The 23,660-nt window shown below is 58.5% G+C and carries 19 protein-coding genes; 10 read left to right on the top strand and 9 right to left on the bottom strand.

Annotation, left to right across the window (positions count from 1 at the left end; genetic code table 11):
* Positions 1-112: 112 nt before the first annotated feature.
* The 4 genes from HMPREF3055_RS05515 (at position 113) to HMPREF3055_RS05530 (ending at position 5,367) form a co-directional block, all read left to right on the top strand.
* Entirely contained in the window at positions 113-904 is a 792-nt protein-coding gene (locus HMPREF3055_RS05515; RefSeq protein WP_049341241.1) for an isoprenyl transferase, read from the top strand.
* A 69-nt stretch (positions 905-973) separates the two neighbouring features.
* The gene (locus tag HMPREF3055_RS05520) at positions 974-2,062 is read left to right on the top strand and encodes a quinone-dependent dihydroorotate dehydrogenase (protein WP_049341239.1); all 1,089 of its coding nucleotides are present in this window, start codon (positions 974-976) and stop codon (positions 2,060-2,062) included.
* A 304-nt stretch (positions 2,063-2,366) separates the two neighbouring features.
* Positions 2,367-4,475, top strand: coding sequence for an AIPR family protein (locus HMPREF3055_RS05525; RefSeq protein WP_049337627.1), 2,109 nt, complete (start codon positions 2,367-2,369; stop codon positions 4,473-4,475).
* 235 nt (positions 4,476-4,710) lie between these two features.
* Positions 4,711-5,367, top strand: coding sequence for a DUF6318 family protein (locus HMPREF3055_RS05530; RefSeq protein ID WP_070738417.1), 657 nt, complete (start codon positions 4,711-4,713; stop codon positions 5,365-5,367).
* A 173-nt stretch (positions 5,368-5,540) separates the two neighbouring features.
* On the opposite strand, the gene HMPREF3055_RS05535 is transcribed toward HMPREF3055_RS05530, so the two are convergent.
* Positions 5,541-6,170: a DUF3043 domain-containing protein gene (locus HMPREF3055_RS05535; RefSeq protein WP_070738419.1), complete on the bottom strand. Its 630-nt coding sequence runs from the start codon at positions 6,168-6,170 to the stop codon at positions 5,541-5,543.
* Positions 6,171-6,285: 115 nt separating this feature from the next.
* Here HMPREF3055_RS05535 and HMPREF3055_RS05540 point away from each other — a divergent pair, with 115 nt between their 5' ends.
* From HMPREF3055_RS05540 to HMPREF3055_RS05565, 6 genes are all read left to right on the top strand, one after another.
* The gene (locus HMPREF3055_RS05540; RefSeq protein WP_070738421.1) at positions 6,286-7,680 is read left to right on the top strand and encodes a M20/M25/M40 family metallo-hydrolase; all 1,395 of its coding nucleotides are present in this window, start codon (positions 6,286-6,288) and stop codon (positions 7,678-7,680) included.
* A gap of 311 nt (positions 7,681-7,991) precedes the next feature.
* Positions 7,992-8,345, top strand: coding sequence for a HesB/IscA family protein (locus HMPREF3055_RS05545; protein ID WP_070738423.1), 354 nt, complete (start codon positions 7,992-7,994; stop codon positions 8,343-8,345).
* Positions 8,346-8,458: 113 nt separating this feature from the next.
* The gene (trpD, locus tag HMPREF3055_RS05550) at positions 8,459-9,529 is read left to right on the top strand and encodes an anthranilate phosphoribosyltransferase (RefSeq protein WP_070738425.1); all 1,071 of its coding nucleotides are present in this window, start codon (positions 8,459-8,461) and stop codon (positions 9,527-9,529) included.
* 459 nt (positions 9,530-9,988) lie between these two features.
* A complete protein-coding gene (locus HMPREF3055_RS05555) occupies positions 9,989-10,438 on the top strand; it encodes an NfeD family protein (protein WP_070666600.1) in 450 nt (149 codons plus the stop codon).
* A 94-nt stretch (positions 10,439-10,532) separates the two neighbouring features.
* The gene (locus HMPREF3055_RS05560) at positions 10,533-11,528 is read left to right on the top strand and encodes an SPFH domain-containing protein (protein WP_005506035.1); all 996 of its coding nucleotides are present in this window, start codon (positions 10,533-10,535) and stop codon (positions 11,526-11,528) included.
* A 189-nt stretch (positions 11,529-11,717) separates the two neighbouring features.
* Positions 11,718-12,056 carry an RNA polymerase-binding protein RbpA gene (locus HMPREF3055_RS05565; RefSeq protein WP_005506034.1) on the top strand — a complete coding sequence of 113 codons (339 nt, stop codon included), beginning with the start codon at positions 11,718-11,720 and terminating at the stop codon, positions 12,054-12,056.
* 201 nt (positions 12,057-12,257) lie between these two features.
* Here HMPREF3055_RS05565 and HMPREF3055_RS05570 read toward each other — a convergent pair whose 3' ends face one another.
* From HMPREF3055_RS05570 to HMPREF3055_RS05610, 8 genes are all read right to left on the bottom strand, one after another.
* On the bottom strand, positions 12,258-12,992 hold the full coding sequence (locus HMPREF3055_RS05570) for a polyprenol monophosphomannose synthase (RefSeq protein WP_049327188.1): 735 nt from the start codon (positions 12,990-12,992) through the stop codon (positions 12,258-12,260).
* 124 nt (positions 12,993-13,116) lie between these two features.
* Positions 13,117-14,295, bottom strand: coding sequence for an amidohydrolase (locus HMPREF3055_RS05575; protein WP_070738427.1), 1,179 nt, complete (start codon positions 14,293-14,295; stop codon positions 13,117-13,119).
* Positions 14,296-14,544: 249 nt separating this feature from the next.
* The gene (locus tag HMPREF3055_RS05580) at positions 14,545-17,598 is read right to left on the bottom strand and encodes a DEAD/DEAH box helicase (RefSeq protein WP_070738429.1); all 3,054 of its coding nucleotides are present in this window, start codon (positions 17,596-17,598) and stop codon (positions 14,545-14,547) included.
* A gap of 268 nt (positions 17,599-17,866) precedes the next feature.
* Positions 17,867-18,748 (bottom strand): twin-arginine translocase subunit TatC, encoded by an 882-nt coding sequence (gene tatC / locus HMPREF3055_RS05585; RefSeq protein ID WP_070506288.1) that lies wholly within the window; start codon positions 18,746-18,748, stop codon positions 17,867-17,869.
* A 132-nt stretch (positions 18,749-18,880) separates the two neighbouring features.
* A complete protein-coding gene (gene tatA, locus HMPREF3055_RS05590) occupies positions 18,881-19,126 on the bottom strand; it encodes a Sec-independent protein translocase subunit TatA (protein WP_005506024.1) in 246 nt (81 codons plus the stop codon).
* 437 nt (positions 19,127-19,563) lie between these two features.
* Positions 19,564-21,813, bottom strand: coding sequence for a WYL domain-containing transcriptional regulator (locus HMPREF3055_RS05600; protein ID WP_070738432.1), 2,250 nt, complete (start codon positions 21,811-21,813; stop codon positions 19,564-19,566).
* 216 nt (positions 21,814-22,029) lie between these two features.
* Entirely contained in the window at positions 22,030-22,425 is a 396-nt protein-coding gene (locus HMPREF3055_RS05605) for an FKBP-type peptidyl-prolyl cis-trans isomerase (RefSeq protein WP_005508667.1), read from the bottom strand.
* A 95-nt stretch (positions 22,426-22,520) separates the two neighbouring features.
* Positions 22,521-23,576, bottom strand: coding sequence for an FKBP-type peptidyl-prolyl cis-trans isomerase (locus tag HMPREF3055_RS05610; RefSeq protein WP_070688229.1), 1,056 nt, complete (start codon positions 23,574-23,576; stop codon positions 22,521-22,523).
* Positions 23,577-23,660 lie beyond the last annotated feature (84 nt).

The raw sequence follows: 23,660 nt of genomic DNA on the forward strand, positions 1-23,660 counted from the left end.
GCCCATGCGCACTGTGTCACGGTAAAATAGCTAACAGCACGCCAGGTTTATATCTGGCGCATATCTAGGCAAACGACCCCGGGGGAGAACCCGCCAGGGAAGAAAGGCACACATGGCACGCACCCAGCCCGTACCCCCGCCCGCACACCCCACCGGGGCAACCCCGCCGCCGATCCCGAAGAAGTTCATTCCGCAGCACGTCGCCGTCGTCATGGACGGTAATGGACGCTGGGCGAACGAACGCGGCCTGCCCCGCACCGAGGGTCACCGCGCCGGTGAGGCGGCACTGCTGGACGTTGTTGCGGGCGCTATCGAAATGGGTATCCCGTACGTGACCGCCTACGCGTTCTCCACCGAAAACTGGAAGCGCTCACCCAGCGAAGTCGCGTTCATTATGCGTTTCTCCACCGAGGTGCTGCAGCGTCAGCTGGCAACCCTTAAGACCTGGGGTGTGCGTATCCGCTGGGCTGGTCGCCGACCCAAGCTGTGGAAGAACGTCATCGAAGAGCTCGAACACTGCGAGCGCGAAACCATCGACAACACCGTCTGCACCCTCACCATGTGCGTGAACTACGGCGGCCGCGCAGAAATCGCTGACGCGGCGGCAGCTATCGCGGCGGATGCTGTGGCGGGCAAGATCAAGCCCGGCAACATTACGGAAAAGACCATCCAGAAGTACCTGGACGAGCCCGACCTGCCCGACGTTGACCTGTTCCTGCGTTCCTCCGGTGAGCAGCGCATCTCGAACTTCCTGCTCTGGCAGAGCGCCTACGCCGAGATGATTTTCATGAACGTGCTCTGGCCCGACGTTGACCGCCGCACCCTCTGGGAAGCTGTCGAAGAGTATGCGCGCCGCGACCGCCGCTACGGTGGCGCTGTCGACGCCGTCGCCAACGACAAGTAACGGCCCGGCATACAGTCCCGGCTCATAGCCCCATAAACCACCCACACCCTCCAACACTAGGGAGAACAAATGCGCATCTACCCGACCTTCTTCAACATCTTCTTCAAGGGCATGGACCCCGAGAAGGCACACCACGTCGGCTTCTGGGGCGTTCAGACCCTGCGCAACGTCGGCATCACCCGCGCGCTGCGCAAGTACTTCCAGCCTGCCCCCGAACTGGCAACCACCGTCATGGGCATTACTTTCCCTTCGCCGTTCGGCCTGGCTGCAGGCTTCGACAAGGGCGGTAAGGGCATTGCCGCGCTGGCTGGTATCGGCTTCGGCCACGTCGAGATCGGTACTATTACCGGTCAGGCGCAGCCCGGCAACCCGCAGCCGCGCCTCTTCCGCCTCGTCGAGGATAAGGCTGTCATCAACCGCATGGGCTTCAACAATGACGGTGCCGCAGCGGCAGGCCCGCGCGTTGCCGCCGCCCGCGCAGATCTCGAAACCGAATACCGCGGCGCTGTACGCCCGGTTATCGGCGTGAACATCGGCAAGACCAAGGTCGTTGAGCTTGAGAACGCTATCGAGGACTACCTGATTTCTACCCGCACCCTGGCACCGCAGGCAGACTACCTGGTCGTCAACGTTTCTTCCCCGAACACTCCGGGTCTGCGCACTCTGCAGGCTATCGAGTCGTTGCGCCCGCTGCTTGCCGCGGTGCGTGAAGAGGCAGACCGCGTATGCCCCAACCGCCACGTACCGCTGACCGTGAAGATCGCGCCGGACCTGGTCGATGAGGACGTTATCGAGGTGGCAGCCCTGGCTAAGGAGCTGAAGCTGGACGGCATCATCGCCACCAACACCACCATTGCCCGCGACGGCCTGGGCCTGACCAGCGACATGACCAAGGTCAAGGAAATCGGTGCTGGCGGCCTCTCCGGTGCGCCGCTGAAGCCCCGCTCCCTGGAGGTGCTGCGCCTGCTCAAGCGCGAAATTGGTGACGACCTTGCCATCATCTCCGTTGGCGGCGTGACCACCGCTGAGGATGTGCAGGAGCGCCTGGACGCTGGCGCCGACCTGGTGCAGGGCTACACCGCGTTCCTGTATGAGGGTCCGCTCTGGGCGGCACACATTAACCGTGGCCTGGTGAAGCTGCGCCGCGCTCGCCGCTAGAAGGTTTGCAGGCGGGAGCGTTATGCTTCCCGGCGCGCTGACTTGGCGTGTTGACTCTGCGTACTGAAGGGGGGGCACCGTTCTCTACCCGTTGGGGTGGAGGCGGTGCCCCTTTTGTGTGCCCTCTCAACGTGTAAGGGGTGGTTGTGCTGGTATCTGAGGGAGGGGGCTGAATTTTTACCTGAGATTCTGTTAGCGTTTTGTGTGTTGTGGATTGCACCCTGACCTGGAGCGATAGTACTATCAGAGTGGTGCAGCACCGACGATTGCACCACCACACTACACATTCAAAGGAGATGAGAGAATGTCTACCAAAAAATCTAAGACATTAATGATTAATGACATTATGACAAGCTTTAAAAATAAGTTTGTTTTGGACCTTAGTCCCGAAGAAAGCGAAGACAGTGTATTTGAGAAGCTTGCAGCCTATCTAGTAACCTGCAAGTATTCTTCAGATTATGAGTTCAGTCTTCAGGATATTTGTTCTGGTCAGAGTGATACAAACGCTGGATCTGAAATGTCCGTTGATTCTGCGGCTGTAGTCGTTAATGGATATGTTGTTCCTAACGTTGAGTATCTAGAATCCATCGCTGATAGCCTTGGGGATAAGATAAATGTTTCTTATGTATTTACGCAGTCGAAGAATGAAGAGCATTTCTCTGATCTGGCTGGAAAATATGGAAAATTTATCACTGGTGTAAATGCTATTCTTCGCGCCCAAGAACCAATTAAAGGCCTAACGAAAACAATTGACAACTTTATAGAGATTAAAAATCTTATAGAAAGTGGCCAAATTATCGTTGATGAAAAGCCTAAAGCTATTACGATTGACGGTGGAATTAAGGTAAATACTTGCTACGTAATTTCTGGAAGTGAAAAGAATAAAGAACGTTCTCTTGGGGGTGCTAAGAAGCACATTGAGAATAATATTTCCAACCTTGAGGCTGCAGGAAATTACGTAGTTGATGACTCGCTTATCATTGGTTACGAAACACTTCGAAAAATATATGATGATGTTTTCATGGGGGCGGATGCTCAATTTAACATGAGAACTTTGTCTCCTTTTGAGATGGACAATATTTCGAAGCATGGAATTGATGCAATTTATACAGGGTATCTTCCGTTCAAGGAATATAAAAAGGTAATCCAGGACGAGGATGGGGACCTTCGACCCAATGTCTTTAGTGAAAATGTTCGCGGGTATCTAGATAAAACACATATTAATAAATCCATTAAAGAGTCTCTCGCTTCCGGTGGAGCATTGGGAGAAGGGGACTCTGAGAGTATTGGTCGTGACCTTTTCTTTGCTATGAATAATGGTGTCACTATTATTGCTAAGCATCTACAATCTGGGCTAGGCACAGGCAATACTATGCGTCTTCAGGGATATCAGGTAGTTAATGGATGTCAGACAAGCCATATTTTGCATGAATATTATACTGACGTTATGGATAAGCTTAATAAGATTCGAGAAGATATACCCGAAAAATATTTAAGTCATGAAGGGGATGACTTGAAGAGTAAAATCCTTATGGATTGCATTGAAAGCGGTATGGGTAAAGAAGCAGTCAAAGAAGCGGTAGATGATTTATTGCCGAAGGTTGAAGCTGCTAATAAGTATGAAAAAGAGATTCTGGGTATCGAGTCTTCTATCTGTGTTCCGGTAAGAATTATTCATACTCGTAAGGATAGCGTTATTGATTTGATTATCGCATCTACGAATACTCAGAATCCAGTTAACGAGTTGGTCTTGCTATCGCGCTCAGAATTCAATAAGAAACTCGAGAATTACTTTGCAGGGCACTATGAAGGTTCTTTGAGGTATGAAAGAAGGAAGAATCAGTATGTTAACTCCATGGATTCAATTAATAGTAAAATCACTATGGATGATTTGCTTAAAGCATACGCAAGTATATTCTTGAAGTCTCCTCATGAGAGTGCACGCTATTTTGGAAAGCTGAAGAAAAGGGCTACCAGTAAGACTCCTTCAGTATTTTCTGATGGTCATAACTGCGATTCTTATTATCTCGCAGCGCGGATATATGTTGATTTGGATGCTTGGCTGAGGGAGAACCAGATTTTGTCTGAGTATCGACGCTATCGCTGGCACATGATGTACGCGGTTGCCGAAATCATTGACCGGGAAGCTGGTCGGGAGAATAAGAAGGCAAATAAAATTCTTGGTAGGAATATGAGCTTTGATCAGAGTGCTCCGAAGATGAAGGAAGTACTTGATCGTTATATCAAGATTCACGAGTCTGATAATGGGACTAAAATTAATGATATTTTTAGCGAAGCTAAGAAATCGATTGATAAAGCCATTAAGACTATGCAGAGGCGTGGAGTTCAGCTGAATGAAATTAATAAAGATGCAGAATTCCACAAAGAAATCTATAAGAATATCGTAAAATAAATTTACATAACTTTTGTGGGGCTGTGGCAGTTTTTCGTAAAACATGCCACAGCCCCACTTTTTGAACCGTATTCTGAGGAGTCTTTATACTGCTGATATAGGGCTTTGGTAACGCAGAGGATATTTAGCGGAAGATGCTTATAAGAGTAGGAGCAATGACAAGTTCCCAGTGCGCGCTCGCGCATAATGGAGATAAGCGGGAGACCATGCACTACAACGATGTGGAGGACCTACCATGAACCCCAATATGCTGAACCGCCGCTCAATACTGACCGGAGGCACACTCATCAGCCTCAGCACCCTACTCGCCGCCTGCGTGCCGCACGACATCACAACTGCAGGAGACGGATCCACCGCCTCCGGCGCAGCAGCCACTAACAGCAGCTCAAGCAGTGGAGCCAGCAATAACGCCGGTAGCGGGGAATACCGTAAAGCAGACGCCAAAGGCCCCGCTCAGAACGTCCCCAAACCCAACGCTCCCGAAGACGGCTACCGCGCAAAGACCGCCGACGGCCTCCTCAAAACCATGGACGCCTGGAACCAGTGGATCAACTACGGCGTCCAAACCGGCGACTACAGCAAAGCCCGCGAATTCCTCTCCTCATCAAACGACGGAGAACTCAAAATCTACCGGGAAATAGAAGCGCTCTACCAGCGCGGCGGATGGGTCATCGACGGCATCCAACACTTCGAACCCGCCGGTATACCCAGGACCGACGACCATCAAACCTACTACCTGGAAACCAACCACGAATGGGACAAACAAACCGAGGTAGAACCCGACGGCCGCCAAGAAACCTGGAGCAGCGACAAGGAAGAAGAAATCTACACGTTCGCCCTCGAACACCGCGACGGCAGGTGGCAGATCCTCTACTCCCGAATCGAAGCCTAACCGTACCGGCGTCTAACCTCGATACATTCACCCAGAAGCCACATGTGTTTCGAAAAGCCACCAAAGAAGTAGCTTCTCGAAACACATGTGGCTTTTCGCGTAAGAACACAAAAATAGGGGAGAGGCCTGAACCTTCAGGACCTCTCCCCAAGCACCTATAAGGCACTAACGACTTAGCGCGGGTACTCGCCGTACTTCACCATCGGAACCGGGCGGCGCATACGACGAATCATCATCACACGGTTAAACGCATACATGCCAGAACCACGCTGAACCTCGTCGAACTTCGCAATCAGCTTCTTCTTCAGGCCACGCCACAGAATGAAGTAGTCAACAACCCACAGAATCATCAGCGCATACATTGCGTACACCGAACCGTAATAAATCGTTGCACCAACGCTAGACGTACCAGCCACACCCTGGGCAATCCAGCCACCAATGAGCAGAACCAGCAGAATAGCCAGCATGAAATCGCCAAGGTTACGACGCGCATCCACATAGTCACGGATATAACGGCGCTGCGCACCACGGTCCACGGCGGGCAGGTAACGCTGATCGCCACCCATCAACGCATCATTCTGACGCTCACGCGCCTTCGCCATCGCTTCACGTTCACGAGCCTTCGCCTCCTTACGGTCATTAACAACCAGAGGCTGACGACGAGCCGCCTGCTGCTCCTTACGCGAAGGAGTAGGACGGCCCTTCTTCGGGGTGAACTTCGGATTAACCGGAGCCTGAGGCTCCTCTACAACCTGCGGCTGAACAGCTTCCGCTTCAGCCTTCTCTTTCTTACGACCAAACACCCTCCCATCATACCCGAACGGCACACACCAAACCCGCCCCCACAAGCCCACACCAGCAACTGAAACAACCCCAACCACCCGGCGGCGGCGGGTAAGGTAGGGGTAAGGTAGAAACATGACTACTGAATTCACCCACCACAGCGCCCTACGCGACGCCGTCACCAAAAACTTCGAAGCAACCCTGCAGACCCTCACCGAGCTCGTCGCCATCCCCTCCATCGCCTGGGAATCGCACGACCTCACCCAGGTAGACCGCAGCGCCGAGGCAGTCGCCGCGCTCGCAACCAAGGCAGGCTTCAACAACGTACGCATCGAACGCGCTACCTACACCACTGCCGACGGCACCGAAAAGCAGGGCATGCCCGCCGTCATCGCCTCCCGCCCCGCCGCAGAAGGCTACCCGACCATCCTGCTCTACGCCCACCACGACGTACAGCCCGCCGGCAACCTCGACCTGTGGAACACCGACCCCTTCGTCGCAACCCGCAAGGGCGACCGCCTCTACGGCCGCGGCGCCGCAGACGACAAGGCAGGCATCCTCGTGCACCTCGCCGCGCTCGCAGCCCTCAACGAAACTCTCGGCGAGGACTTCAAACTCGGCGTGAAGCTCTTCATTGAGGGCGAAGAAGAGGCAGGCTCACCCTCCTTCGTCTCCTTCCTCAACACCTACCGTGAAGAACTATCCGCCGACTACATCGTCGTCGCAGACTCCGCCAACTGGCGCGCCGGCGTACCCGCACTGACCACCAGCCTGCGCGGCGTCGCATCCGGCGACATCGAAGTACGCGTCGGCAGCCACGCCATCCACTCCGGCATGTTCGGTGGCCCCATGCTCGACGCACACACCCTCATGGCGCAGCTCCTCTCAACCCTGCACGATGCCACCGGCGCCGTAGCCGTCGAAGGCCTGCACCGCGCCCCCGAACCCGAACTCGAATACGCTGAAGCAGACTTCCGCAGCGACTCCGGCATCCTCGACTCCGTACCCCTGGCAGGCACCGGATCCGTCGCCTCCCGCCTGTGGACCCAGCCGGCAATCTCCGTCATCGGCATGGACATCCCCTCCATCGCAACCTCCTCCAACACCCTCGCCGTCGTATCCCGCGCACGCATCAGCACCCGCCTAGCACCCGGCGACAACCCCGAAAACGCACACCGCGCCCTCGCCGAACACATCAAGGCACACGCACCCCACGGCGCCCAGGCGAACTACACCGCCGTCGACTCCGGCATGCCCTTCGCCACCGAAGTCGACGCAGACGGCGCACAAACCGCCCTCGACGCAATGCGCACCGCCTGGGACGTCGAACCCGTACAGACCGGCATGGGCGGCTCCATCCCGTTCATCTCCGACCTCAAGGACCTCTTCCCGCAGGCACAGATCCTCGTCACTGGCGTTGAAGACCCCGACACCCGCGCACACAGCGCCAACGAGTCCCTGTACATCCCGGACTTCAAGAACGCAATCCTAGCGGAGGCGCTGCTGCTGAGCGCACTCGGCGCTCGCTAGTCGTTCGTTAGAGGCACTAGAGAGGCTAGAGATACCCGCGCTCGCCAGTGATAGCGGCGCAGAACGCGCTCGCTAAACCAGCCCGCAAAAAGTGGGGGAGAAGGGGCACCAAGCCCCAACCCCCACTTTTTCGGTATCCTAGAAGCAGAATTACTTATAAAGCCAACACGCAAACACTCACGCCCCCGGCGAACTATGCACACCCTAGGTTGTGCTCAGCTCTCCCCGGCGCGTATCGTGAAGGCTAAAACGCCCACACGCACCCACACGCGGTGCACCCGGGCAACCAACGAACACAAAGGACAACACCAATGAGTGAAACCACCACCGAACTGCCGACCCACGGCGTCAACCTCACCGAAGTAGCACAGACCAAAGTCCGCGCACTCCTCGAACAGGAAGGCCGCACCGACCTGCGCCTGCGCATCGCCGTCCAGCCCGGCGGCTGCTCCGGCCTCATCTACCAGCTCTACTTCGACGAGCGCGTCCTCGACGGCGACGCAGTCCGCAACTTCGACGGCGTAGAAGTCATCGTCGACAAGATGAGCGCACCCTACCTCGACGGCTCCACCATCGACTTCGAAGACACCATCGAAAAGCAGGGCTTCTCCATCGACAACCCCAACGCAGCAGGCTCCTGCGCATGCGGTGACTCCTTCCACTAAACCGAAGACACCCCAGCGCTAAGCACCCAAAAGTGCAACACGCCTAGTAAACCCCCGTCTCGCATACTGCACCCAACCATGCAGATACGCGACGGGGGTTTTACACTTAACACATGACTACGCACGAAATCACCTGGAAATACATCCTCAACCAGCTCGTCAAGCACCAAAACCTCACCGACACCGAAGTCGCCTGGGCAATGGACCAAATCATGACCGGCCAAACCGAACAGCCGATCCTCGCATCATTCCTCACCGCCCTTCACTCCAAAGGCGAAACCCCCGAAGAACTCGGCGCACTCGCAGCCGGCATGATCGCCAAAGCCGAAACCGTCGACATCGACCCCAACGCCGTAGACATCGTCGGCACCGGCGGAGACCAGCAAAACACCGTCAACATCTCCACCATGGCAGCCCTCGTCATCGCAGGCACCGGCGCAACCGTCGTCAAGCACGGCAACCGCGCCTCCACCTCCAAATCCGGCTCCGCAGACGTCCTCGAAGCCCTCGGAATCCGCCTCGACATGCCCATTCCCGCAGTCGCCGAATGCGCTCGCGAGACCGGTATCACCTTCCTGTTTGCGATGACTTTCCACCCGGCAATGCGCCACGTGGGCCCGACCCGCCGCCTGCTGGGCATTCCGACCGCGTTCAACTACCTGGGTCCCATGACCAACCCGGCTCGCGTGAAGTCCTCGGCTATCGGCGTTGCTAACCCGGTCATGGCTGAGAAGATGGCTCACGTCTTCGCGGAGCGAGGCGATCACGCCCTGATTTTCCGCGGCGATGACGGCCTGGATGAGCTGACCATCGCCACCACGAGCCGCCTGTGGGAGGCTGTAGACGGCGAACTGACCGAGTACCGTTTTGACCCGACCGAGTACGGTCTGCAGAACGCACCGCTGGAGCAGTTGCGTGGCGGCGACGCCGAGTACAACGCGGGCGTTTTCCGTGCAATTTTGGCAGGGGAGGGCGAAGCCCCGAAGAGCCCGCTACGCGCAATTCACGACGCTGTGCTCATCAACGCAGCCGCAGGCCTGGTGGCATACCGCCCGACCAACGGGGAGAGCTTTGAGACCCGTTTCACTCAGGCTTTGGCCGATGCACGCGAATCCATTGCATCCGGTGCAGCGGAGCGTGTGCTCAACGCCTGGGTAGAGTTCAGCTCCAAGCACGCAGAATAAGAAGCCCAGAATAAAGAAGCGCAGTAGCTGATGATAGGCACCCGAGATGGGGCGCACCGAATGGTGTGAGCTCGTCTCGGGTGTTTGTCGTTTAACGGGAGGCGCTGAGGGGCCCGAAGGTTTGGGACACGTGAGCGCCTGGCTGAGCGCAGGTTCAACCCGTGCCAGCTTGAGCGTAGAACGCACGGGTGAGTAGCCGGTGGGGTAGTGAAAAATAGGTCTACTTTACATAATGTATATTATCGGCTTTTTAGGGAGGTCTAGAATGAACCAAAGATTCCCCGTATCTAAATAAAGTCTTAACAGTTCATGTATTAACCTCACTCGGTCACCAGAACTGTCGCCAGTACTCAATCCGCCTGAAATAATGGATATACCCCGCATCACGAAGGTGCTGTCGCCTCGTGTGCAGATTCAACGTCAACCACGCCGGTTGATGTACACCAAAGGAGAAAACTCGTGGATTGGCTCTTTGAGACACCCTGGACACTCTGGGTTGCACTCGCCCTCGTTTTCGCCGTCATAGAAATGCTCAGCCTCGACCTGTTCTTTCTCATGCTGGCGATTAGCGCAGGCATCACCGCAGCAATATCGCCCTTCGTGGATAACATGCTGATTCGAACCGTTATTTTCGTGGTGATCTGCCTGATTTTGGTTCTTGGCCTGCGCCCGCCGCTGCTGAAAAAGCTCAATAAATCAGCCACCGGAGCTGTCACTAATGCTGAAGCACTCGTTGGTGCTGAGGTGCGCGTCACTCAAGATGTGACTAGTGAAACCGGTTTGGTTGTACTAGCTGGCGACACCTGGACGGCGCGCACCGCCTCCGGAACGCTCGTAGTAGGATCACACGCGAGGGTACGAGCCATTGAGGGTGCTACCGCAATCGTAGAGCCTCTCCCCCATGACTAAGACCAACAAACTAAGACCCATCTGAATACCGGCTCCAAAAGCCAACTCAGATACTCCAAAAACACACCATATAACTCACCGATAAGGAGAAACAATGCCTATCAGCCTTATTCTGACGGTCCTACTCATCCTCTTCGTGCTGACGATGCTCGCAAAGACCGTGCGCGTCATCCCGCAGGGACGAGCCGGCATCGTCGAACGACTGGGCAAGTTCCACGCCGTTCTCAACCCCGGCCTGCACATCGTCATCCCCGTAGTTGACCGCGTGCTGCCCCTCATCGACCTGCGTGAACAGGTCGTTTCCTTCCCCTCGCAGTCCGTGATCACCGAAGATAACCTCGTGGTCGGCATCGACACCGTCGTGTACTTCCAGGTCACCGACCCGCGTTCTGCAACCTACGAAATCACCAACTACATTCGCGCCGTAGACGAGCTGACCAGCGCAACCCTGCGTAACGTCGTTGGTGGCCTGAACTTGGAGCAGACCCTCACCTCCCGCGACCAGATCAACGCCGAGCTGCGAGGCGTACTCGACTCCACCACCGGCCGCTGGGGCCTGCGCGTCTCCCGCGTGGACATCAAGGAAATCCAGCCCCCGGTGTCCATTCAGGACTCCATGGAGAAGCAGATGCGTGCAGAGCGTGACCGCCGCGCCGCAATCCTCACCGCAGAAGGCCAGAAGCAGTCCGACATTCTGACCGCAGAAGGTGAATCCCGCGCAGCCATCCTTCGTGCGGAGGGTGAAAAGCAGGCACAGATCCTTCGCGCAGAAGGTGACGCACAGTCCGCAATCCTGCGTGCAAACGGTGAAGCAGAAGCCGTGCAGAAGGTCTTCGCAGCAATCCACGAATCCAACCCCAGCCAGCAGCTGCTCACCTACCAGTACCTGCAGACCCTGCCCAAGCTCGCCGAAGGCGACGCCAACAAGCTCTGGTTCATCCCGACTGAACTCGGCGATGCACTGCGCGGCCTCGGCAACGCATTCGGCACCCTGCCCGCATCCGACCTTGCGGACGCACCGAAGAAGCCCGCAGCGGAGGCACCCAAGAGCGCACCGCAGGCACCCGGAAGCTACGGCATCAACGGCTAAACGCGAAATCTAACGCATAAAAAGGCGTGAATCACCAAAAATCACGCCGAATAAACACCACCACGCTGGGCGGGTGGAGACTATTACCGATATAATGGATGTTTTGTAAACGTTCGAGGGAATAGCTCTCCCCCGCCCAACGTTATGCCTAAAGCGCCACAAGGCGCACCCGACGACACTGGAGGAAAAATGAGCGATCGTAGCCTGCGCGGTATGCGCCTGGGTTCCCAGTCGATGGAAACCGAATCGAACGTACAGCCCGCGCCCCGCCAGCGCGTCGAATACCGTACCGCTGACGGTGACCGCGTTTTCGTGACCTTCGCGGCAGAAGCAGAGATTCCCTCGGTCTGGACCGCAAAGTCCGGCAAGGAAGCATACCTCGTCAACGGCGACTCCACCGCAGACGCCGAAGAGGAAAAGCCCGCACGTACCCACTGGGATATGCTCATGGAACGCCGCAGCATCGAAGAGCTGGAAAAGACTCTGGAAGACCGCCTGGAATACTACCGCAAGCACTACGCGCTCTAAAAGCACCGTAGAGGCGCCGTAGAAAGGCTGTAGAAGCCCGCTAAGAGCCACCCGTGCTCTGAGGCGGGCTTCTTGTTTGGTAGGGGGCTTCCCATCGGCACGTGAGCCAGGATAGAGCGCTACAGAAAGCGTAAAAAGACCGGGGCGGATACGTTATGTATCCGCCCCGGTCTTTCGTATAAGTCTCAGAGCGAGGGACGATTACTTGCCCAGAGCCTTCTTCAGCTTCTGAATGCGGTTAGCCATACCCCAACGGGTCACCTTAGACATGGAGTCAAAGATAATGTTGCCGTCCATCTTCGAAGCGCCAATCTCACGCTCAACGAAGGTAATCGGAACCTCAACAATATTCAGGCCAGCCTGCTCAGAACGCCACGCCAGATCAACCTGGAACACGTAGCCCTTAGAGTCAATACCGTCCAGGTTCAGACGCTGCAGGGCCTCACGACGGTACGCGCGGAAACCAGCGGTAATGTCCTTGATGGAGGTGCCCAGAATCAGGCGGGTGTACAGGTTGGCGCCGCGAGAGAGAACCTGGCGGTGAGCCGGCCAGTTCTTGGTCTTGCCGCCGGGAACGTAACGCGAACCAATAGCCAGGTCAGCGCCCGCCTCCACAGCACGAACTAGAGAAGGAAGCTGCTCAGGCTGGTGCGAGCAGTCAGCGTCCATCTCAATCAGAACGTCGTAGCCTGCCTCAAGGCCCCAATCGAAGCCAGCGAGGTATGCGCCGCCCAGGCCGTCCTTAACGGTGCGGTGCAGAACGTGAATCTGGGAATCCTTAGCCGACAGCTCATCAGCAATCTGGCCGGTGCCGTCGGGGCTGTTATCATCCACCACGAGAATGTCCACCTCGGGAGCTGCCTTACGAAGACGCTCAACCACGATGGGCAGGTTCTCCTTCTCGTTATACGTCGGGATGACAGTTAGAACGCGCATATTACTCCCTCACAGGTGCATATAAAACAAGGCCGGTAGATATCCAGTATACCGGGTAAACATTCAGATTGATGAATTATTGAGGGGTTTTATCCCCATAAAAAGCCTCTGACAAGCTAAAAAATTAGTTACTTTCAGTGTAAACAGATTCCAGGATGGGCAGAGGCGAATCCTCATCCAGCACCGGAAGTAGCGGAATGCGAGCGCGGGGGTCGGTGCTCCACGATGCAACGCGGGAGTCGGGTGCTTGAACCATGAGGGCTTCGACGCGCCATTGTGCTACGTATGCGGGGGTGTCGGGGGTGAGCTGACCGGTGAAGGGGTTTTCTTCGTGTGCTAGGCGGTATACGCCGCGGGTGAGGGCGGCGAAGGCGCTGCGTGCGGAGATGCCGTGTTCGTCGTTGACGAGTTCGCGGATGAGGGACCAGGCGCCGGGTGCGTAGAGTTGGGTGTCGGAGCCGAGGGCGATGGAGGTGCCGGCTGCGTTTGCGCGGCGTGCGACTGAGGCGACGGATTCGCGTGCTTCTCCCCCGGCGTGTGCGAGGAGTGCCTGGACGGTGTCGTTGGCGGTTTCGTCTTCTTCGGGTTCGCAAACGCTGAGGCCGAGGTTGATGCGTGCTTCTGCCAGCTGGGTGAGGTGTTCGTCGGTGATGGGGTCCTGCGGGGTGCTGATTGCTGCGTCGAGGCGGATGGAGAGCCAGGGGCGGGTTTCGCGTGCGGCGAGCGCGGCGTCGGCTGCGGTGGTGAAGCTGGTGGATGCGTCGATGGAGAGTAGGAGTGCGGCGTCTTCGGCTACCTGTGCTGCTGCGGGGGCTTCGGTGGGTGCGACAAAGATGCCGACTAGCTGCAGGCCCTTGATGGCGCGTTCGCCTTCGGTGAGGGGGCGTAGTGCCTTGATGGCGCTGATGAGTTCGTCGGTTTCTACGCCGGTGGCGTTGAGGATGAGGCGGATGTCGGGTACGCCGTGTTCGGCGCTGTAGTAGCTGAGCGCGGAGATGAGGTCGGGTACGTCATCCATGCTGGCGAGTAGGGTGTGGGTGTGGTAGCCGGCTGCGCGGTATGTCTGCAGGTAGTCGAGGATTTCGGGTGCTTCTTTGCCTGCTACCGGTGCTAGTGCGCGTGCAAAGGTGGGGGTTAGTAGGGCGCCGTCGAGTTCGGTGATGGTGGCGGACTCGTCAGCAATGGAACGCGCCCCGGAGTCGGAACCAACCCAGCGGACGAAGCCGTCTTCGACAAGCATTGCGGTTGCGTACGGGTCGACAGGGCTGTACACGCTACCATCTACAAAAATACGGGTAGACATTAGATTCCTTTCACCTTTGAGGCGCGCCGAGGCGCACACGGGGCGGGCACTTCAATTGTGCTCGCGTAGCTTAGCTGAGCGTCTCATTTGAGTATAGAAGCACCCCCGCTGCCTGTGGTAGTTCGTTCGTCCTTAGATGAGGCGGAACTTAGATGGTGTAGAACAATGCACAGTAGCGGGGGTGGTGGCCCGAGCTGCTCGGACGCGGTGTAGCACTATGTACGGTGTAGCGCTCTGTGGAGGTGCTGGTTAGACGTCGAGTGCGACTACGCCGCGGCGTACCGCTTCGATTGCCTCTTCACAGCGGGCGCGGATGACCGGGTCCAGGGAACGGATGTGCGCGATCTGGTCCAGGGCGTCCAGTACCTGCTTTGCCCAGCGCACGAAGTCGCCGGCGGCAAGGCCGGTGTCCTCGATTGCCTTTGCGAGGTGCGCGCCGTTCGCCCAGGCGTACATGGGTTCGACCAGGCCGAAGTCGCATGCCGGGGTCGGGTTGACCTTGAACTGTTCCTCGGCTGCGTTCAGGTCGGCGAGGCGCTGCGTAATCGTCGCAATGGGTGCGCGCAGGGACGGGTGCGGGTAGTGCGCCAGGTATTCTACGGCGTCGCGCTTACCCTGGTAGGTTAGTGCGGCGACGGTTGCCGCGATGGCGGCGGGCTCCAGTCCGTCGAGGAAGTGCGCGTCCAGGCACAGGGCGGTCAGTAGGTCGCGCTCGCCGTAGATGCGGCGCAGCGCCTGGCCGCCGGTGGTTAGCGACAGTTCGTTATCCTCGGTGCGTTCGACGTAGCCGTAGCTCTCCAGCAGACGCGCAATGCGGTTGAAGACCTGCGCAATCGTGTTGGTGCGGCGGGCAATCTGACGGCGCAACCCTTCCGTCTCAGAGTTGAGCTTCTGCCAGCGTTCAGCCCAACGCATATGGTTCGTGCGGTCGGAGCAGCCGTGGCACGGGTGGTTACGCAGCTGAGCCTGCAGAGCCTCCAGCTGCGCGTCAATGCTGTTCTGACGAGCCGGGATGTTCTGCTGTGCGAGCGCACGCGGGGCGCGGCCGTCGTAGAGTGCCTGGCGCATGCGGCTTGCGGTGTCGCGGCGTTCCTTGGCGGTTTTGAGGCTTAGGCGCTTGGGGATTTTGATGCGTGAGACCGGTTCGATGGCGCCTTCGAAATCGCGGGTTGAGGCGGTGCGCTGGTGCGCGTCCTCGGTGACGATGCCGATGCGCGGGTCGGCGTGCGAATCGGAGCGGGTGATGACGACTGCGTAGCCGCGGGAGCGGCCGTGCGGAATGTAGATGATGTCGCCGGGCAGTAGCTGCTGGATGCTGTGGTGTGCCTGCGCGCGTGCGTGGCGTTCGTTGCTCTTGGATGCCTTCTTTTCCAGTTCGGCGATGTTGCGGCTGAGCTGGACGTATTCGGTGAAGTCGCCCAGGTGGCATGCCATGGCTTCGCGGTAGCCTTCTAGGGCGCTTTCGTTTTTGCGTACGCGGGAGGCGACGCCCACGACCGACTTGTCTGCCTGGAACTGTGCGAAGGAGGATTCCAGGATTTTGCGGGTGCGTTCGGCGCCGTAGGAGGCGATGAGGTTTGCCGCCATGTTGTAGGTGGGGCGGAATGAGGAGTTTAGCGGGTAGGTGCGGGTTGAGGCGAGGGTTGCCACGTGTTCTGGGGACATGCCGGGGCGCCACATGACGACGGCGTGGCCTTCGATGTCGATACCGCGGCGGCCGGCGCGTCCGGTCAGCTGGGTGTATTCGCCGGGGGTGATGTCTACGTGGGATTCGCCGTTGTACTTGGTGAGCTTTTCCAGGATGACGGTGCGGGCGGGCATGTTGATGCCCAGTGCGAGGGTTTCGGTGGCGAAGACCAGCTTGATCAGGCCCTGGGCGAAGAGGGTTTCGACAACCTCCTTGAACAGGGGTAGCAGGCCGGCGTGGTGCGCGGCGATACCGCGGATGAGGCCGTCACGCCATTCGTAGTAGCCGAGGGTGTTCAGGTCGCGGGTGTCCAGGTGAGCGGTTGCTTCCGCAATGTAGGCGCGGATGGTCTGCTGCTGTTCGGGGGTGGTCAGCGTAATATCGGCGGATACGCAGTGGCTGACTGCGCCGTCGCAACCGGCACGGGAAAAGATAAAGCAAATAGCCGGTAGCAGGCCCTGCTTGTCGAGGGCGCGCACCATCTCCGGGCGAGTAATACGCTGCGGACGCAGAGGCTTCTGCTCACCGCGCGCATCAAACTCCCGGTCGTTGCTGAAACGGTCACGACGGTCCGAGCGACCGCGCTCGCCGTTGCTGAACGTCTCATTGAGCCAGCCTTCACGGCGGTGACGGAAACGCTCACGCTTGCCGCCGTAGCGTCCACGGCCCGGCGCGGAACGGAAGCCGGGGCGTAGCGCCTTCAGCTGCGGGTTCAGGCGCAGACCGGCAAGCAGAGGGTTGGCGCCCGCCTCCACGGTTGCGCCGCGCTGCTTAGCTTTCTGTGCCTTCTTCGCCTGCTTGCGGGAGAACTTCTCCTCCGGCTCCTGGTTCTTGCCCTGGGTGTGGTTTTTGCCCTGTGCGGAGTTGTCTTCGGGTATGAACAGGTCCACCACGCGGTGACCGACCATCATGTGCTGCCACAGGGGTACCGGGCGGTGCTCGGAAACAATAATGTCCGTGCCGCCGCGCACCGTATCCAGCCACGCGCCGAACTCCTCAACGTTCGACACCGTAGCCGACAGGGAAATGACGTTCACATGCTCGGGAAGGTGAATAATCGCCTCTTCCCACACCGCGCCACGGAAACGGTCCGCCAGGTAGTGCACCTCATCCATGACCACATAGCCCAGGCCGGTCAGCGTGGTCGAGTTGGCGTAGAGCATGTTGCGCAACACCTCGGTGGTCATCACGACCACGGGTGCTTCCGTGTTAATGCTCGTATCGCCGGTGAGCAGACCCACGTAATCCTCACCGTACGCGCGCACAAAGTCGTGGTACTTCTGGTTGCTCAGCGCCTTAATGGGGGTCGTGTAGAACGCCTTCATGCCGCGGCGCAACGCCAGGTAGATACCGAACTCACCCACAATGGTCTTACCGGCACCCGTAGGGGCGGCAACCAGGACGGAGCGGTCCGCCTCCACGGCGGCACACGCCTGACGCTGAAAATCATCCAGCGGAAAATCAAGGGACGCCTCAAAAGCCCCGAGGGCGGTCTTCGCGTATGCGGCGCGCTCTCGGGATGCGGCGTAGGCGGCAGCGTAGTCGGTGCGCTCCGCCGGGGGCTGTGCGTTAGAAGCGTGTGCGTCGGATGTGTGCTGTGCGTGGTGCTTGCTCATAGTATGTCCAGTGTAACGGTTCACCCGCCGCGAGCCTTCAGAAAGCACCCTGCACGGGCACTAATCCGGTATGGGCGAACAGCGAGCGCATCGGCTGCGCGGTTTCGGCGCAATTTATGCTCAGTTTCTGCCGGGATGTACCGGCAGGCGTTGTAAAAATTCGTCTGTGCGCCTCGAGACGCTTTTTGGGGGCATGCGAAAGGGGCGGGGTACAGGTTCTCTGTACCCCGCCCCTTTCGGCTAGGTTGCTCAAAGCGAGCTATTCAATTTAGGAAGTCTTCTCTTCCTCGAAGTAACCCATCTTCGCCAGGTCTTCACTGCTGGTTGCGGTGTTCAGGCTTGCTTCATCCGAACCCTGCGCCAGCTTGGCAAGCTTGCGGTCGCGGCGCTTGTCGTTAATCATGCAGATGAGGATTGCTGCGAAGAAGAAAATCAGCAGCGGCGCCATGAGCACGAACATCATCATGATGTCGCTACCGGGTGCAGTCAGCGCTGCGATAACCGCAACGAGCACAACAACCCAACGCCAAGACTTCAGGATGGTCTTACCGCGAATCAGGCCCAGCATGTTAATGCCGACCAGAATCACGGGGATGATGAAGGCGCAGGAGAACGTAACGACGAACTTCAGGATGAAGGAGATGTACACGCCAGCGTCAATGTAGTTACTTTCGTTGACGGGGGTGAACTTCAGCAGCGCGTAGACCACGCCGGGGAGGGTGAAGTACGAAATGGCGACACCGCAGGCAAACGCGAAAATAGATGCGGTGAGGAAGCCGAAGAGATACTTCTTCTCCTTGGTGTGCAGTGCCGGCAGCAGGAATCGCAGTGCCTGGTAGAGCCAGACGGGAGAGGCGATCACCAAGCCGATGTACATACCGACCTTCAGCAGCTGGTCGAAAGGAGATGCGACGCTACCGTAGTTCAGGTTTGCGTTGCGGCCGGTTTCTGCGTTGATCTGCTGCAGGGGCGCAGAGATCATTTCGATGAAAGGCTGGTAGAGGAAGACCGTACCGATGATGGCTGCGATGATGGTTGCGATAGCCGCTTTGATGAGGCGGTCGCGGAATTCGCGCAGGTGTTCCTTGAGTTCCATGCGTGCTTCAGGATTGATTTTGCGGTTGCGCACGTCCTGGTCGGGTGTTGCCACGTGGTGTCCTCTGGGTGTCGGTGCCGTGTGTGATTCGGCTGAGGGGGTCTGGTGGGGTGTTTATGGGGTGGTGCCGCAAAACCCGTGCCGGCCGGTGGGCTGGCACGGGTTTGGTGCGTTGGGGCGGGACCGTTACTTGGTTTCGGTCTTGCCGTCCTTGCCGTTGTCTACGACCTCAGCGGTGACGACCTCTTCGCCGTCCTTCTCGCGGGGGTCCTTCTTGGAGTCGTTCTTCAGGCCCTCAACTTCGGTCTTGAAGATGCGCATGGACTGGCCGAGGCTGCGTGCCATGCCGGGCAGCTTGGGTGCGCCGAAGAGCAGGACGATGAGGAGGATAACGACGATGATGGTCGCGGGGTGGCTGAAAATCTGGCCCATGGTGGTGTGCCTTTCTGTTAGAGCAGGTCTCCGATGTTTTGAGGTTGGCCGAGTCGATCTCGTCGGGAGACCCGTCGCTTGATCCGCTCAGACCTGCGTGTCTGCTTACCTTGTTCGTAGTTATTGTATGCCTCAGTGATGGGTGTGAATACCCCGAGGGTGGTGTCTCGCGGGAGTTTTCGGCTCGCGTTCGCTTGCGCTGCGTCGAATTGTCCCTCGATTGACTCGACCCAGGTTACGGTTTCGTCAAGGAGTGTGAAACCGCGAGTGAGTGCTTTGTAGGTGAACCATGCCAAATAGAGGAGCGAGCAGATGATGAGCGCGCCCCATAGCAAAATCCAGAACCACCAAGACATGAGCACCATTATACAAGTTTTAGGTTAATGTTTTGGCGCCTTGGAAGGGTTTTTAGGGCGTTTTTGCTTGTGGGTGAAGTTCTATTTTTCTGCGGGCACACCTGCGGGCGCACCCCTGCGGCTGCTCGCGTTGAGGGTCTGCAACTGCTCAAGCAGCGCCGCGCGCAGGTGCGCAGGACCGACGAGCTCGAGGGCACCTCGGTGCGCAATGACGGTGTCGAGGATGTTCTTATCGCCAGCACCGTGGGCGTTGTTGTAGTAGTGGATGCGCACGTACTGGGTGCGTGAAGCCTTCTTCACGTGGTGGGTGCTGCGGCGCATGTACGTTGCGGTGAGAGTATCGAGCGGTTCACCGCTGGGAATGTGCTCGGTCGGGTGAATCCGCAACTCAGCGAACGGGTTGGTCTGAGTGCTGTGCTGCTGCGCGTGCCAATGCGGGACGGTGTCACCGGTGACCGGGTGGGTACGTCCCGCGCCCGCCTCGTGAATGTGGTTGATGCGGGTGAGGCGGAAGTTACGCCAGAAGTTGGGTTCCTTCTCCCCCGCCTGGCTGTCGGCAGTCTCGCTGGTGGCTGCGTGAGCAAAAGCCTCGGGTACATACTCGGGGACTTCCTCACCGCGCGCGGCATAGTAACGTTCCTCAGCGGTACGGCACCACGCATGCAGGTACATGTGGTCGCGGTGCAACACCAAAGCATACGGGTCCACCAGGCGATCAGCGGCACGCTCAGAGGTACCGTACCCAATGGTCACGGCGTTGCCGCTACTCAAGGCGGCAGTCGCCTCCTGCAGCAGAGGCTCCTCCGGGGCGAAGCACAGGTGCTGCGCATAGACGGGCGCGTTCGGGTACGCGGCGGCGAGCGCCGCACGGATACTGCCCAGACGCGCATCCGCCGGGTGCAGAATATCTGCGGCAGAGAGGGTAAAGACGAGAATGGCGAGCTCAGTGTCCGTGAGGCGCGCGTAGTTCAGCAGCGTGTTCGGGGTGGCGCCGCCAAAATCCGGCAGCAGGTTAATGTAGGTGGGCTTGAGGGCGTCCGGGTCCTTGGGGTCAGAATCGAAGGGAACGGTATCTACCTGCGCGAAAATCTCGGCAATGGTTTTGCCGAGGGCACGGTTCTTCTCGGTGTCCACGCTGTAGAGGGCGTTGAGCTGGTTCAACGGCATGGGCGCCTCATCGTGGGCGCTCGCCCAGCGGTCGGCACGGTGCAGACCCAGGAGCAGGTCCACAAGGTCGTCGAGGGAGTTGTTGCGGTTGCGCTGGTTGATATCCGCCCAGGTGCCGGGGTCTTCAACTGCGCCACTGTGCAGGTCGGTGAGGGTGCGCAACAGCTGCTGCTGGGCGGCGTAGCTGTCACGCTGGCGGGTAGAGGCAGCCTCCGATTCCTCGGGCGGCTCGATCACGCAGCTGTAGCTGGTCGCCGCCACAGCGCTATCAATCGTGCCGTACGAGGGCACGGTGAAGGGCTCCGACAGCGTGGAATCGGCGTTGACCTCGGCAACAATCAGGCTCTCTTCGTAGCCCTTAATGTCTTCAAGCCAGTTCTTGGCGTTAAACGTCGCATTGATGGGCGTCGAATCAATACGTGAGAGCATCGTGAGCTTCTGAATACGGCTGGCACGGAACGTGTACTCCTTACGCTCCGAGCTCTCAGTGTAGTAGCCGACAAAATACCAGGTGCCGTAACGGTAACCAATACCGGCAACACTGACCTTCTCCTGCGTGCGGGTCGCCCCGGCAGCCGTCTGATAGGTGAACGTGACCGTCTTACGCTCCGCATAGGCGGTGAACAGCTCATTCAGGTGCGGGTTATCGCTAAAGTAAATGCGCTGAAGAGGCTCGCGGTAGGTGTGCAGGTTCTTCGCGCGCTGACGCTTGCCGGTCTTCGGGTCCAGGATCTTCGCGGCGGCGAGCGCCTCATCGGTGAGGTTCTCGCTGGTCAGCGCAATCTTACGCAGAATGCGGTAGGCGTCATCCTGCAGTTCGGTGCCTTCCCAGCCGCGCAGGATGGTGTTGATGAGGCGGAACTCCTCAGCGGTGGGGTTCCAGGCGGGCAGCTTAGCGGCGTTGCTGGGTTCGAGGCGGTAGCGCTCTCCCAGGTCCGTGGTCACGTGGGTGATGCGCGCGCCGGCATCACGCAGGGTCTGCTTGGCTCGTTCAAAGGCGCGTTCCTGGGCCTCGCTGAGGGAGCCGTTAGCGCGAGTGCTAATACCGAGCAGGGTCAGTAGCTCGTTGCGGCTGATGCCCTGGGTTCGGGTTGCGGTATCGGGCGCCTCGGCGGCGGTGGCGAGGCGGTGAAGAGTCATGTAAAGCTGAGCTGCGGTGGACATGATTCCATCATACCGTGTGTGTTCCGCGGCACTTACTTTGCGTGTGGAGTGGCTGTGGGAGGGATACGGGAAGATTACGCCGGCATAGAAAGCCCACCGGCACGCGCCATCAACACGCATCCCCGGTACGCAAAAGCCCGGTGCCCCTCCCACAAACGGGAGAAAGCACCGGGCTGTGTGTCTCTTACGCGAGAAACGCGAGAACCTAGCTAGTCCTTAGCGGACGTCCAGCAGGTCCACCACGAAAATTAGGGACTCGCCGGGCTTAATGACCGAACCAGCGCCGCGGTCACCGTACGCCATGTCGGCGGGAATCTCCAGACGACGACGGCCGCCGACCTTCATGCCGAGCAGACCCTCATCCCAACCGCGGATAACCTGGCCAACGCCCACCTGGAACGGCAGCGGCTCGCCGCGGTTCCAGGACGCGTCAAACTCTTCACCGGTGGAGAATGCCACACCAACGTAGTGGGTGAGCACGCGGGAGCCGGGAACAACCTCAGCGCCAGCACCCTCGATCAGGTCGGTGATGACCAGCTCGGTGGGGGCGTCGCCCTCGGGGAAATCGATTTCGGGCTTTTCGCGGTCGAGGTTACGCTGACCGAAAGACATGGGTGTCTCCTTTGATTGGTTCGAAATACATCGAAATAGTGGGTGCGCCCGCCGCCTACGTCATATAAGCGGCGAGCGCGAAATAAAAATGTGGGCTACTGCGCGGTAGCCGAAGCGGTAGCCGCCGGGGTTGCGGTCGCAGAAGCGGTTGCCGAGGCGCTCGCCTCCGCAGCGGCCGCGCTAGAAGCCGCCTGAGCACGCTGCAGGGTCTGCGGGTTCTCCTCCGCGCCCAGAATATCAACAACGAACACCAGAGTGCCCGAAGGCTTGGAACCGCCGGTGTCGTTACCGTACGCCAAATCCGCCGGGATGACTAGCTCAACGCGGGAGCCGACCTTCTTGCCCTTCAGACCCTGAGTCCAGCCCTTGATAACGCCCTGCAGGGAGAGGCCCATCGGGGTGGAAGCGTCATAGTTGCCGTCGAAGACCTTACCGTCGGAGTACTGCACGCCAATGTAACGCACGTACACGGTATCGGTTTCCTTGACCTCGGCGCCCTCGCCCTCAATGAGGTTCTTCGAGACGAGCTCAGTGTATTCCTGCTTGGTGTCGGGCAGCTTAATATCAGCCTTGCCGGTGGACTCATCCAGAGTGAAGGACGGCAGCGACGGGTCAGCCTCAACAGCCTTACCGGTTGCGTACTTGGGCAGCTTCGTCTTCACGGTGTACACCTCAACGTTAGTTGCGGCACCGGGCGAAGCGGTCGTAGTGGTCACGCCCGCGGTGCTACGCTGCTGCAGAACGTTGGTGGTGTACGAGAAAGAACCGCCAACCTTAATCTTCTTCAGGGTTTCGTACACCTGCGGTGCAGCCTGCTTCAGCTGATCGTTAATCGGCAGCAGAATCGGCTCGCTGGAGTAAGTGGAACCGTTAAGCTTGCCGTCGGTGCCGTTGAACACGGCAGCCTCAACGAGCACGTAGTCACCATCGTTGATGGAGTCGCCGTTACCTTCCTCAATCACGTATGCGGAGGGGCTAGAAGCGGCGAAGGGAGTCGCGAAGGACGCCTCAGGCGCAGCGGTCGCGTTCTTCAAGGTGTACTGCACCTTGGACAAATCGCCATTGCTGGACTGCGCGCCACATGCGGACAGTGCAAGCGCGAGAGCTGCCGCGCTGGCACCGAAAATAGTGAGCTTAGAGCGTTTGGTCATAGTGTTATCCTCTGGGGTTTTCTGTGAGAGTGGGGCGTGTGAGTGCCCGTGTGCCACAGAACAGTTTACAGGTATAGGTTTAGC

The sequence above is a fragment of the Rothia sp. HMSC061C12 genome (assembly GCF_001815755.1).
GTDB classification, from domain to species: domain Bacteria; phylum Actinomycetota; class Actinomycetes; order Actinomycetales; family Micrococcaceae; genus Rothia; species Rothia mucilaginosa.

Coding starts and splice junctions, on each gene's coding strand:
- HMPREF3055_RS05600 (WP_070738432.1), bottom strand. CDS start 21,813: ATGTCCACCGCAGCTCAGCTTTACATGACTCTTCACCGCCTCGCCACC.
- HMPREF3055_RS05570 (WP_049327188.1), bottom strand. CDS start 12,992: ATGCGCGTTCTAACTGTCATCCCGACGTATAACGAGAAGGAGAACCTG.
- trpD (WP_070738425.1), top strand. CDS start 8,459: ATGACTACGCACGAAATCACCTGGAAATACATCCTCAACCAGCTCGTC.
- HMPREF3055_RS05530 (WP_070738417.1), top strand. CDS start 4,711: ATGAACCCCAATATGCTGAACCGCCGCTCAATACTGACCGGAGGCACA.
- HMPREF3055_RS05520 (WP_049341239.1), top strand. CDS start 974: ATGCGCATCTACCCGACCTTCTTCAACATCTTCTTCAAGGGCATGGAC.
- HMPREF3055_RS05545 (WP_070738423.1), top strand. CDS start 7,992: ATGAGTGAAACCACCACCGAACTGCCGACCCACGGCGTCAACCTCACC.
- HMPREF3055_RS05540 (WP_070738421.1), top strand. CDS start 6,286: ATGACTACTGAATTCACCCACCACAGCGCCCTACGCGACGCCGTCACC.
- HMPREF3055_RS05515 (WP_049341241.1), top strand. CDS start 113: ATGGCACGCACCCAGCCCGTACCCCCGCCCGCACACCCCACCGGGGCA.
- HMPREF3055_RS05565 (WP_005506034.1), top strand. CDS start 11,718: ATGAGCGATCGTAGCCTGCGCGGTATGCGCCTGGGTTCCCAGTCGATG.
- HMPREF3055_RS05610 (WP_070688229.1), bottom strand. CDS start 23,576: ATGACCAAACGCTCTAAGCTCACTATTTTCGGTGCCAGCGCGGCAGCT.
- HMPREF3055_RS05605 (WP_005508667.1), bottom strand. CDS start 22,425: ATGTCTTTCGGTCAGCGTAACCTCGACCGCGAAAAGCCCGAAATCGAT.
- tatA (WP_005506024.1), bottom strand. CDS start 19,126: ATGGGCCAGATTTTCAGCCACCCCGCGACCATCATCGTCGTTATCCTC.
- HMPREF3055_RS05560 (WP_005506035.1), top strand. CDS start 10,533: ATGCCTATCAGCCTTATTCTGACGGTCCTACTCATCCTCTTCGTGCTG.
- HMPREF3055_RS05580 (WP_070738429.1), bottom strand. CDS start 17,598: ATGAGCAAGCACCACGCACAGCACACATCCGACGCACACGCTTCTAAC.
- HMPREF3055_RS05525 (WP_049337627.1), top strand. CDS start 2,367: ATGTCTACCAAAAAATCTAAGACATTAATGATTAATGACATTATGACA.
- HMPREF3055_RS05575 (WP_070738427.1), bottom strand. CDS start 14,295: ATGTCTACCCGTATTTTTGTAGATGGTAGCGTGTACAGCCCTGTCGAC.